This window comes from Salinicola aestuarinus, from assembly GCF_003206645.1.
Classification (GTDB): domain Bacteria; phylum Pseudomonadota; class Gammaproteobacteria; order Pseudomonadales; family Halomonadaceae; genus Salinicola; species Salinicola aestuarinus.
In genome coordinates this window covers 1-12,268 of sequence record NZ_PZJP01000003.1, presented here as the reverse complement: position 1 = coordinate 12,268, position 12,268 = coordinate 1, and the positions used below count along the sequence as shown (strand labels likewise).

At 64.6% G+C, this 12,268-nt stretch carries 9 protein-coding genes; 8 read left to right on the top strand and 1 reads right to left on the bottom strand.

The features are described 5' to 3' along the window. Positions 1-222: 222 nt before the first annotated feature. From DOM41_RS02925 to DOM41_RS02895, 7 genes are all read left to right on the top strand, one after another. Positions 223-1,245 (top strand): nucleoside-specific channel-forming protein Tsx, encoded by a 1,023-nt coding sequence (locus tag DOM41_RS02925; RefSeq protein WP_245391717.1) that lies wholly within the window; start codon positions 223-225, stop codon positions 1,243-1,245. 148 nt (positions 1,246-1,393) lie between these two features. After that, positions 1,394-2,167, top strand: a complete 774-nt coding sequence (locus tag DOM41_RS02920) for a DeoR/GlpR family DNA-binding transcription regulator (protein WP_110685362.1) — start codon at positions 1,394-1,396, stop codon at positions 2,165-2,167. A 112-nt stretch (positions 2,168-2,279) separates the two neighbouring features. Further along, positions 2,280-3,767, top strand: coding sequence for an NAD-dependent succinate-semialdehyde dehydrogenase (locus DOM41_RS02915; RefSeq protein ID WP_110685361.1), 1,488 nt, complete (start codon positions 2,280-2,282; stop codon positions 3,765-3,767). A 1-nt stretch (position 3,768) separates the two neighbouring features. Further along, on the top strand, positions 3,769-5,370 hold the full coding sequence (locus DOM41_RS02910) for a PucR family transcriptional regulator (protein ID WP_223160920.1): 1,602 nt from the start codon (positions 3,769-3,771) through the stop codon (positions 5,368-5,370). 60 nt (positions 5,371-5,430) lie between these two features. Beyond that, positions 5,431-6,171: a haloacid dehalogenase type II gene (locus DOM41_RS02905; RefSeq protein ID WP_110685360.1), complete on the top strand. Its 741-nt coding sequence runs from the start codon at positions 5,431-5,433 to the stop codon at positions 6,169-6,171. Positions 6,172-6,327: 156 nt separating this feature from the next. Next, a complete protein-coding gene (locus tag DOM41_RS02900) occupies positions 6,328-6,960 on the top strand; it encodes a LysE family translocator (protein WP_110685359.1) in 633 nt (210 codons plus the stop codon). Positions 6,961-7,082: 122 nt separating this feature from the next. Further along, positions 7,083-8,075, top strand: coding sequence for an adenosine deaminase (locus tag DOM41_RS02895; protein WP_110685358.1), 993 nt, complete (start codon positions 7,083-7,085; stop codon positions 8,073-8,075). 147 nt (positions 8,076-8,222) lie between these two features. Here the strand turns inward: DOM41_RS02895 and DOM41_RS02890 are convergent, their stop codons facing one another. Further along, positions 8,223-9,422 (bottom strand): pyridoxal phosphate-dependent aminotransferase, encoded by a 1,200-nt coding sequence (locus DOM41_RS02890; protein ID WP_110685357.1) that lies wholly within the window; start codon positions 9,420-9,422, stop codon positions 8,223-8,225. A gap of 289 nt (positions 9,423-9,711) precedes the next feature. Here DOM41_RS02890 and DOM41_RS02885 point away from each other — a divergent pair. Beyond that, on the top strand, positions 9,712-12,268 hold a 2,557-nt coding region (locus DOM41_RS02885), incomplete at its 3' end, for a retention module-containing protein (protein WP_188112349.1).

Sequence of the window (12,268 nt, the reverse complement as noted above, 5' to 3'; positions counted from 1 at the left end):
CCGCCGTGCGGGGGCTGCGACTCTCGACGGTCTTGCGAATCGACTGGCGGGGTCACCGCCCGTCCTCTTGGCAGGACGTCGGCAGGTCGGACAGTCACAGTGCTCGACGACAGCTTTACGAACGGGCGTCCTGCGAGCTCGCCATCAGGATCGGCAGCGCGAGATCGGTCCGGGCAACAACGACAATTTTGATCGGGCGACAACAACAATCCAGGGGATCACATGGTAACGGACCGAACCTCAGAGCCGGGCGGCGCGCCGTCGCCCCTGCGTCAGCCGGTAATGACGCGTAGCTCGCTGCTGGCCGCACTCGGTGTGGTGGCAGCGGCACTCGTACCGCTGCAGGCGGCCCATGCCCAGCAGAGTGCGGACGAGGAGAGCGCCGCGCCGGTCATCGAGCAGGAGACGCCGGCGGAGGGGCCGACATCGCCGGAGCAGACCGCCGACAGCCCCTATCTCTCCGACTGGTATCATCAGAACCTGACCGCGATCGGAAGCAAGAACATCCGCTTCGGGCCGCAGCAGGTCGATGATATCTACCTCGAGTACGAATTCTTCGGTCGCAAGGGGCCGCTCGACCTCTACGGCTATATCGACTTTCCAAAATTCTTCGGCGTGGGCAACGGTGCCGACAGTGGCATCTTCGACAACGGCTCCCCGGTCTTCATGGAGCTCGAGCCAAAGCTCTCGATCGACGACATGGTCGGTCGCGATCTCAGCGTCGGTCCGGTCAAGGAGTGGTTCGTCGCTTTCGACTACATCTTCGATTGGGGCCATAACACCGAGAACCGTCAAAACACGCTCTACGCCGGTCTCGGCGCGGACTTCGATACCGGTTCGCCGCTAGGGCTGTCACTCAATCTGTACAAGCGGCGGCAGTGGGAAAACTACGGGGCGGCCAATGAGCACTCCTGGGATGGTTACCGCGCCCAGCTCAACTACTCCTACCCGCTCGGGTCGTTCGATAACGGCGCTTCTCTGGTCTACGTCGGCTTTACCAATCACGACTTCGGTTCGGATCTCGGCGACAAGGATCCCTCGCGTACCAACGAGTCGACGGTGGCGACCAACGTGCTGCTGTACCAGTTCACGCACCTGCGCTTCATGGCCGTGGCGCGCTATTTCCACAATGGCGGTCAATGGAACGACGGTGTGACAGCGCCGTTCCCGGATACCCATGGCGACAGCTTCGAGCTGCGCTCGACCGGCTGGGGCTACTACTTCGGCGTCGGCTGGCAGTTCTGACCCGGGTGTGCCGAGCGTGTCGTCCTGATCCAGTGTCAGGGCGGTTCGTCTTCGCGAGTTTGTGCCGAGAGGCGTCCGCGGGCGCCTCTCGGCACGTTGGTCCCCGGCCCTTTTCATTTCTCCCGCGGCTTAACGGTAAGGGACATCGATGAGCGCACGCAGCGCGGTCAGACTGGAGTGGCTTCACGATGTATTAAGGCGGGGTGGCACGCTGCCGCTGGCCGAGGCGGCGAGGCTTTGCGAGGTCTCGGAGATGACCGTACGACGGGATATCGCCGCCAGTCGCGGCGCAATCCTCTCGATCGGTGGGCATCTCATTCTCGCCGATCACCCTCAGCTCGGCGCGGCCTACGATCTTGCCAGTCAGCAGGACCGCTACGCCCAGGCGAAGACTCGGCTGTGCGAGCGGGCGGCGACGCTGATCGACGAGGGCGATACCCTCTTCGTGGACTGCGGCACCACCCTGCTCACGCTCTGTAGTCTGATCCCCCGGATAGCCCAGGTGACGATCGTCACCTACGCGCTCAACGTCGCCAACGCGGTGACCCAACGGGCGCCCGAGGCACGGCTCGTCGTGCTCGGCGGGCTCTATTTCTCCGCCTCGCAGTCTTTTGGCGGTCAGGAGGTCACCGCGGCGATTCGGCGGCTGGGAATTAACAAGGCGTTTATCTCGGCGGCGGGGGTCCACGCCGAGAAGGGCGTCAGCTGCTTCCACTTTCACGAGGTCGCACCGAAGCAGGCGGCCATCGAACATGCCGAGCGATCCATTCTGGTCGCCGACGAGAGCAAGCTCGACGTGCGCCGCGCCGCTCTCTTTGCCGAGCTCGGCGAGTTCGACACGATTCTCACCACCGGTAATCCGGGCCATGCCTGGCGGGACCGCGTGGCCAGCGTTGAGGCGGAGCGTATTCAGGTGGTTTGAAGATTCCGGCTTTTCGTAGCATTAATCCTTGGTTTTATCGTCTCATTCATAGGAAGACTTGGCGGGCCGCTCGGTTTAGGCTGGCGGTAGATCCGACCATTTGAGAGATATCATGACCGCTAGTAACGCCTCCTCCCAGACGCTCGCCAATGACACCCTCGAGGCGCCGGCGGGCGACACCGTCTACACCGCCGTCATCCCGGGTCTCGACGACACCGACCTCAAGCGCTATTCGCTGCGCTCGCCGGCCAGCGGTGACGTCATCGCCGAGATCAGCGACTGTGGCGTGGCGCAGGCGCGGCTTGCCGCGGACAATGCGCAGCGCGGTTTCGAAGCGTGGCGCAAGGTCAGCCCGTTCGAACGCGCCGCTCTGCTCAAGGCATGGCACCGCGCGGTGATCGACGCCAAGGAGCTGCTGGCGCTGACCATGACCCGTGAGATGGGCAAGCCAATCAAGGAGGCCCGGGGCGAGGTCGACTACGCGGCGGGCTTTCTCGAGTGGTACGCCGAGCAGGCCAAGCGTATCGATGGCGATATCCTGCCCAGCCAGCACCCGGACAAGCGACTCAGCGTGCTGCGCCAACCGGTGGGACCGGTGCTGGCCATCACACCGTGGAACTTCCCGGCGGCGATGATCACCCGCAAGGTGGCGCCGGGGCTCGCCGCTGGCTGTTCGGTCATCGTCAAACCGGCGGAGCAGACACCGATTACCGCGATTCTGCTGGCTCGCCTGTGGCAGCAGGTCGGCGGCCCCGCCGAGGCGTTCCAGGTGATCACCGCCGAGCGCCCGGCAGAGGTCAGCGACCTGCTGATGGATGACGCGCGCATTCGCAAAGTGACGTTCACCGGCAGCACGCCGGTCGGCAAGCACCTCTATGCCAAGTCGGCCGCGACTATGAAGCGAATGTCGCTCGAGCTTGGCGGCCATGCACCGTTTCTGGTCTTCGACGATGCCGACATCGATTCGGCCGTCGCCGAGGTCATGGCGAGCAAGTTCCGTAACGGCGGTCAGACCTGTGTCTGCGCCAACCGCATCTATGTCCAGCGCGCTATCTTTGACACCTTCGCCGAGCGTCTGGCAGCGGCAGTGGACGACCTGGTCGTGGGCGAGCCGGAGAGCGAATCGACTCAGGTCGGGCCGCTGGTCAGTCAGGCCGGCCGCGACAAGGCGCAGTCGCATATCGATGATGCGCTCGCCAGCGGCGCAAAACGGCTGACGCGAGAGCACGACGTCGAAGGCTTTTTCGTCGCGCCTACGGTGCTCAGCGGCGTGACCGCCGGCATGCGCGTGATGCAGGAGGAGACGTTCGGCCCGGTGGCACCGCTGATCGTCTTCGACGATGAGGACGAGGCAGTCCGTCAGGCCAACGACACGCCGTTCGGGCTCGCCGCCTATCTCTGGACGCGCAACCTCGGTCGCGCGACACGGGTCTCCGAGGCGCTCGACTACGGGATCGTCGGCGTCAACGATGGCGGCCCCTCCACCCCGCAGGCGCCCTTCGGCGGCGTGAAGGATAGCGGTCTGGGTCGCGAGGGCGGTCGCTACGGCATCGACGAATATCTTGACACCAAGTTCGTCTCCACCCGCCTGGATCGCTGATGTGACGGCGAGTGACGGGCACGCCGCCGGCCGCCTGGCATCGGAGCTTCCGGCGGCACTGGATCTCGCCACCGCCATGGTGGAAACCCCGCTGCGTCACGCGCGGGTCGTGGCCGGGGCGGGCTCGCTCTCGCGGCCGCTGCGCTGGGTGCACATGGTCGATCATCCGGACATCGTCGCCTGGGTGCAGCCGGGTCAGCTGCTACTGACCACCGGTTATCACTGGCCCGATGACCCGAGTGCCGAGCGTTCGCTCATCGAAGCGTTGGTCGAGCGCGGGCTTGCCGGCGTCGCGCTGGCGGTGCCGCGGTTTCTCGATGCCTTTCCCGAGACCAGTCGGCGCGTCGCCCAGACGCTCGACTTTCCGCTGCTCGAAATTCCGTGGGAAGTGCCATTCAGCCAGATCACCGAGGAGGTGCACGCCTGGCTGATCGCCCGCCAGGGTCAGCTTATCGCCAAGGCGGAGCGTATCCACCGTGACCTGACCCGCTCGGCGCTGACGGCGCGCAACCTGGGCGACATTGCGGTTGCCCTGAGTGACCTGCTCTCCCGAGCGGTGTTCTTCACCGGGCTAGAAGGTGAGTGGCTTGGCGGGAGTCTCGCAGCCGGTGAGCGCTATCCGCCGGTATCGTCGATGCTGCTCGAGGCGCAGCGGTTGGCGAGCGATGGGACCGCGCGCTCGCTGCATGACGAGAACGCTGGCGCGGCGCTGCTGGCGTGCCCGGTGCGGGTGCGGGAGACGCCGGCGGCAACACTGTGGATCGATGAGTCGGCGTCTCGGGTCAGCGAGCTCGAGCGTCGGGCGGCAGAGCAGGCTGCGTTGATTTCGGCGCTGCATCTGTCGCATCAGCAGGCGCTGCAGGCCCAAGAAATTCGGCTCGGCTACGCCTTCGTCGACTCGCTGCTGGAGGGCCGCTTCGAGGCAACGCCCGCGGCGCTCGAACGCGCCGCCCTTCAGGGCTGGGAGCCCGAGGCGCACTATCGCGTCTGCGCGATCCTGCTCGACGAACCGGTGCCGCTCAGTCGGGAAGGGCTCGCCCATCGGGAACGCTGGGAGCAGCGCCTGGGGCGCTGGCTCAAGGCCCGAGGCCAGCCGCGGCTGATCTCGGTATCGCTCAATCAGCTTCTATTCCTGCTGCGCGTCGAGGTCTCCACCGACACGCTCTGGCAGCAGCTGGGCGATGGCGAGGTGGCGATGGCGGTCAGCCGCGAGGTGGCGGGAGCCGAGGCGATCGCTCGCGGTGCCGGGGATGTTGCTCGGCTGCTGGTATCACTCGAGCCCGGCGAACGGCGAGATTTTGAAACGCTGTTGTTCGACCGGGTACTGGCTGGCGATGCCGAAGCGCGCCAGCTCTTTCTGGCCCGGGTCTCCGAGGCGCTGGGCCAGGGCGAGCGGCGTGAGACGGCGCTTGCGACACTCCAGGCGCTCGGTGCCAGCGGGTTCCAGCTTGCGCAGACGGCGCGAACACTCGACATTCACATCAGCACGCTGCGCTATCGTCTCGAGCGGCTGGAGCGCGCGCTGAAACGGGATCTCACCGATCCGGAGACGCGGCTACAGCTACAGATCGCCGTGCGACTGCTCGACGAAAGGGCCGGCTGACCGGCACGCGCTCTTGCTTGATTGCGACTCGCCCCCTCCATTCCTCGATCCGAGAGAGTCATGCAGCTCAACGACTTCACGACCCTTACCTTTGACGTTTACGGCACGCTCATCGACTGGGAGAGCGGCATGGTTGCCGGTCTCCAACCGCTGCTGCGGCGCACGGCGCGGCGTCTCACCCGCGACGAGATGCTCGAGGCGCACGCGCGCCACGAGTCGACGCAGCAGCGCTACACGCCACATCTGCAATATCGACTGCTGCTGGCGGTGGTCTACAAGCGGTTGGCGGAAGAGTGGGGCGTGAGCGTGACGCATGAGGAGTGCCAGGCCTATGGCGACTTCGTCAAACAGTGGCCCGCGTTTGCCGATACCGCCGAGTCGCTCGCCTATCTCAAGCAGCACTACCGGCTGGTGGTGCTCTCCAACGTCGATAACGAGAGCTTCGCGTACAGCCAGCAGAAGCTCGGTGTCGCCTTCGATGCGGTCTACACCGCCGAAGACATCGGGTCCTACAAGCCGGCGCCGCGCAACTTCGACTACCTGCTGGAGAAGCTCGGCGAGCGCGGCATTGATCGCGCGCAGATCCTGCACACCGCTGAGAGCCTGTTCCACGATCACCAGCCAGCCAATCGCCACAGTCTCGCCAACTGCTGGATCTATCGCCGTCATGACAAGGCAGGCTTCGGCGCCACCATGGATCCCGGCGAGAGGCCAAGCATCGATTTCCGTTTCAACAGCATGGCGGAACTGGCCGAGGCGCATCGACGCACGCTCGCATCCGGCGAGGATGGGTTGCGCTAGCACGGAAGGTGGCTCGGGGTTGAGCGCAGGCCGCGCCGTTAGCCGGCGAGCATTCGTTCGGTGGTTTCAGTAGGCCTGGCGGCGGAAATGTTCGATCATGAGATTGGCTTCTAGGTTCGACGCTTGGGGCCATCATTCAGCGCCGCAGGAATACTCATGGAATTGCTACATGGTCTGATTCTCGTCACCTTCGTGCATCTGTTGGCGGCGGCATCACCGGGGCCGGACTTCGTTCTCGTCACCCAGCAGACGCTTAACCACGGCAAACGGGTGGGGCTGCTCTGCAGTCTAGGGATCGCGCTCGGGCTCTCGATTCATATTGTCTACTCTGCTTTCGGGCTGGCAGCCGTGATCGCCAACTCCGAGAGCGCGCTGTGGGCGATCAAGCTGCTGGGCGGCGGCTATCTTCTCTATTTGGGGGTTTCGGGGCTGCGAGCGCGTCCCGGTGGCGCAGGTGTCGTGCCTGTTGACGGTGAAACGCCAGCGGGTCGCTCGGCCTGGCGCACGGTGGGCGCGGGCTTTCTCTGCAATGCGCTGAATCCGAAGGCGCCAATCTACTTCGTCTCGCTGTTCACCGTCGTCCTGACTCCCGCGATGCCGCTCTATCAGATCGCGATCTACGGCATTTGGATCATGCTGGTTCAGCTCGGCTGGTTCTCGGCCGTGGCGCTGCTGCTGTCGACGCCGCCGGTGCATCGCGCCTTTCGGCGATTCGGCCACTGGATCGACCGCGTGCTTGGCGTGGCAATGATCGCCCTCGGTGTGCGCCTGCTCACTGCGCGACTGTAGCGTCGGTCGCGAGTTAGCGTCGGGCGCGAGTGTGACCGGTCGACGCTTCAAAATCGGCGCTTTGCCTCAGGCGTTGCTTTTCGGCATCCTGCGCGCATTCATTCAACTGGCGAGGAACGCTCGTGAAGACTTGGCTGCGTGATCTACCCAAGGTCGAACTGCATCTCCATATCGAGGGCTCCCTGGAGCCGGAGCTGATGTTCACTCTCGCCGAACGCAACGGCGTTTCGCTGCCCTACGCCACCGTCGACGAGGCCCGCGCTGCCTACGATTTCAAGGACCTGCAGTCGTTCCTCGATCTCTACTATCAGGGCATGGGCGTGCTGCACACCGAGCAGGACTTCTTCGATCTGGCGATGGATTATTTTTCCCGCGCCGCCGCCGAGGGTGTCGTCCACGTGGAGCTCTCCTTCGACCCGCAGGCGCACATGAGCCGCGGGGTGGCGTTGTCGGTCCCCTTCGCGGGGCTCGAGCGGGCAATGCGTGAGGCGGAAAACCGCTGGGACATGACCTCGGCGCTGATCATGAGCTTTCTGCGCGATCGCAGTGCCGACGAGGCGATGGCGGTGCTCGAGCAGGCCGCGCCCTATCATGCGCAAATCGCCGCGGTAGGGCTCGACAGCGCAGAGCTTGGCAACCCGCCGAGCAAGTTCGCGGCGGTATTCGAGCGTGCGAAAGCGCTGGGACTTCCTCGGGTCGCTCACGCAGGCGAGGAGGGTCCGGCGACCTACATCCTCGAGGCGCTGGACGTGCTCGACGTCTGTCGGATCGATCACGGTGTCGCCTGCCTGCAGGATGAGGCGCTGGTCGCGCGGCTACGTGACGTACAGATGCCACTGACCGTCTGCCCGCTCTCCAACGTGCGGCTCAAGGTGGTGGAGACAATGACGGCGCATCCGCTGCCGGCGATGCTCGACAAGGGCCTGAAAGTCACCATCAACTCCGACGACCCGGCTTACTTTGGCGGCGGCGTGCTGGACAACTTCATCGCCTGCGCGGACGCCTTTGACTGGGATCGGGAGACGTTCAAGGCGCTGGCGGCGAACGCCATCGATGTCGCTTTCATGCCCGAGCCCCGTCGCGCCGAGCTGCAGCAGCGTCTCGCCAGCGGCTAACCCCTACGGTAGGGGCCCGCTGGCTCGGCCAGCGAGGATGGACCCCGTGTCGCTCGACAATGAAACGCCCGCCGATCACAGCGATCGGCGGGCGTTTGGCGTTGTTGGCGGCATCATCGGCGAGGGCGCGAACAGGGCTTGTCCGCCTCAGGCGGCGAGGGTTTTCAGAAAGGGCACCAGTCGCGTCAGTGCTTCCTCGGCGAGTGTCGGGGCGACCGCGAAGCAGATTCTGAGATAGTCGTCGCCTTCCGGACCAAAGGCGCTACCCGGGGCCACGCCAACCTTCGCCTCGCGCAGAATCCGCTTGGCGACTTCCAGGCTGGAGCCGCTCAGGCCGTGAACCTTGAAGAACAGATAGAAAGTGCCCTGGGGCGAGAAGACGGTGACGTTGTCGAGCGGTGACAGGCCGTCGACCAGAATCTGACGCGACTGCCGGCAGCGCGCCACCTGATGAGCGATGAAGTCGTCGCCGGTCTCCAGCGCCGTGACGCAGGCCTGTTGAATGAAAGAAGCGACGCCCGTGGTGTTGTACTGGCAGAGCCGGGCGAAGAGCTGATCCATGCCGTCGGGGAAGACCACCCAGCCGGCGCGCCAGCCTGTCATGCACCAGTTCTTGGAGAAAGTGTTGGTGACCAGTAGCCGATCTGACGGCTCGCAGATCTGCAGAAAGGAGGCCGCCGGCGCTTCGCCGTCGTAAACGAAGTGGTTGTAGACCTCATCGGCGACGATCCAGAGGCCTTTCTCGCGACAGAAGTCGCGCAGCCGCTGCATGTCCGCCAGCGGCATGCGCCAGCCCGTCGGGTTGGAGGGCGAATTGATGAAGATGGCACGGGTACGCTCGGTAACCGCGGCGAAGAGCTTGTCGAGATCCAGCACGATCTCCCCGTCGTCCTGAAAGTCGAACGCCACGGGCACGTTGACCCCACCGGTAATGGCGATCACCTGCTTGGCATTGGGCCACGCGGGCGATGGCATGATGACCTCGTCGCCCTCGTCGAGAATCGCCTGCATCGCCATGACTACCGCGTTCATGCCGCCGACCGACACGCAGAAGCGGCTCGGATCGACCGAGACTTGCCAGTGGCGATGATGGTAGTCCGACAGCGCTTGGCGCAGTGCGGGCGTTCCCTGCGAGTAGGTGTAGCGCGTGTCGTCGTGACCGATCGCTTCCATCGCCGCCTGCTTGATCGGCTCCGGCGTGGGCAGATCCCCCTCCCCGATCCAGAGTCGCACCACGCTGGCATCATGACGCGCCAGATCCGCGACGGCGACGATCTGGTTGTCGGGCATCTCCTGCACGCGGGAAGAACAGAAGGGGCGAAGCGAGGCGGGAATCATGTCGGTCATATCGGTCTCTGAACGGAGGGAAGGAAGTTGCAAGCCCTCGATCATAGCCCGACAGGCGTTTTGGGGTGAATCGGCCTGTCGCGGGATAGCGTTCGAGGTCACGTTAATTGACGAGTGCAGCGACGAAATCGCATACACTATGGTTACGATTAATTAAAATTCGGCGATCCATTAAGAAAAATGTATGAGAGGTCGTCAATCGAACCGTTATTTTGTGCTTAACGGGTGTTACGAATCGCTTACGATTCGCCTCCCACGACATCGCAAGGGGATGTGACCGATGGCCGCCATGCTCACGATTGCTCGAATCGACGGGACCGTTTTCATTCTGGAGCCCAGGAAACTTCTGGTCTCGGGCATGGCAATCCCGGAAGGTGCGACGCTACTCGCGCCGGAGGGTGGGCGGGTCATTCTTGCGGATGGCACTGTCCTGCCGATCGCATCGGGTGTGGCCTCAGAGGTCGAGATCGTCGACGGCATCGCCACGCTCGGCGGCGATGCAGCGATCACCGATCCCGACATCGCGGCACTGCAGCAGGCCATTGCCGAGGGCGTCGACCCCACGACGATTCAGGAAGCGCCGGCTGCCGGTCAAGGCGACGGTGGCGGCGGTAGTCTGTCTGGCAATGGTGGCTTTTCTTCGCCTTTCGATATCTCCCGTGTGGGGCGGCAGGAGGCCAGCGCCTATCGCTATCAGGCGGCAGACGGTAGCCCTGCCGACGTTTCCGTGACGCCGGCGACATTCTCTCCTCAGAGCGACGCCATAGAAGCGACGCCTCCCGGCCCTGTGTCACCAACTGACGGTGGCGATGGCGGCACGACCACTCCATCCACCGGCGGCGGTGACGGCGATACGACCACGCCTCCCACCGGTGGCGATGACGGCGATACGACGACACCTCCCGCCGGCGGCGGTGACGGCGATACGACCACACCTCCCACCGGCGGCGATGACGGCGATACGACCACACCTCCCACCGGCGGCGATGACGTCGATACGACCACGCCTCCCACCGGCGGCGGTGACGGCGATACGACGACACCTCCCACCGGCGGCGATGACGGTGGCACGGCCACATCTCCAGCTGGCGGCGGTGAGGGCGGCACGCCCAGCCCTGTTGTAACGGTTGGGCTCGACGCCATTGCCGTCGATGACATCGTCAATCGTTCAGAATCTCAGGGGCCCCTGGTGTTGGCGGGCAAAGGCGGTGGCGACGCCGCGCCGGGAGACGCCGTTACAATCACGATTGGCGAGACGGCCTATTCTGCCGTACTCGACGATAACCTGACGTTTTCCATCACCGTCCCCGGTTCTTTGCTGGTCGGTAACCCGTCGATAACCGTAACGCTGACGCACACGCAGGGTGACGTCACCGTCACCGCGACCTCCTCACGCCCATACGGCGTCGACATTGATCCGCCATCGCCAACGGTGCAGCTCGACTTCATCGCCGGTGATGACATCGTCAACGCTGCCGAATCCAACCAGCCGATCGCGCTATCGGGTGTGGCCGGAGGGGACGCGTCTGCCGGTGATCAGGTCACGCTTCTCGTGGGGGAATCGCAGTTCACGACCACGGTGGATGAAAACCTTCGGTTTAGCGTCGAGGTCCCGGGGAACGTGCTGTTGCAGGCACAGGGTGGCGCCGTGATTGCTGTCATTAGTCATGCTGACGCGGCGGGTAACGTCGGCTCGGCGACCGCCAGTCGCGACTACGGCGTCGATGTCACCTCGCCCACGCTTGGCATCGAACTCGACACGATCGCCGGCGACAATATCGTCAACGCCGAAGAGTCGGCTCGCGATATCCCGGTGACGGGCACGGTCACCGGCGATTTCGCCTCAGGTGACAGCGTCACGCTGACGGTGGGTGACCAGCGCTACACCGGTTCGCTCGCCGACGATGGCTCATTCTCTATCGAAGTGCCTGGCAGTCAGCTGGCGCAGACCGGCACTATCCAGGCGGCGGTCAGCCACACCGACGCCGCAGGCAATGTCGGCTCGGCGAGCACGGCGACGACCTATGCCGTGGACGTCCTGCCGCCTGCCGCTCTGGAAGACGATGGCGCGACCCGACAACAGCAGGTGCTCGAGACCGGTGCTGATCTGGGCGTTCTTGCCAATGACAGCGATCCCGATAGCCTGTCCAGCGAGCTGCGCGTCGTCGCTATCAATGGCAGCGCTGAAGCCGTCGGGCAGACGATCAACGGCTCTAACGGTGGCGCTTTCGTCATTCGGCCGGACGGAAGCTATCGGTTCGATCCGGGTACGGATTTCAACACGCTAGGTGAGGGAGCAACGGCAACCTCGCAGGTCAGCTACGGCGTGAGCGACAGTCAGGGCAACACGTCGACGGCGACTTTGACGGTGACCGTCACCGGCACCAACGATGGGCCGACGGTGGCGGCTGAACTTACCGCCAACGTCACCGAAGATGGCGCCGCCGTCTCGCTGGACCTGCTGACCGGCGCCGCTGATATCGACAGCGGCGATACGCTCAGCGCGGTCGTCACGGACGAGCTGCCGGCGGGCGTGAGCTTCGACGCCGCTACCAACCAGCTGACGCTCGATCCGTCTGATCAGGCTTACCAGAACCTCGCCGCGGGCCAGACCCGCGACGTGGTCGTCGACTATGTCGTGCGCGATAGCCAGGGCGCGGAGGTGGCACAGACTGCCAGCTTCACCGTGACCGGCACTAACGACGCCCCGGTAGCCCAAGCTGCCACGGACACGACGGAAGAGAACACTGTCCTCACTGGCCAGGTGCCGGCGGCCTCCGACGTCGATGGCACGATTGCGGGTTACGACCTGGCGACGGATGTCGGCACCGGTAACGGTAGCCTTA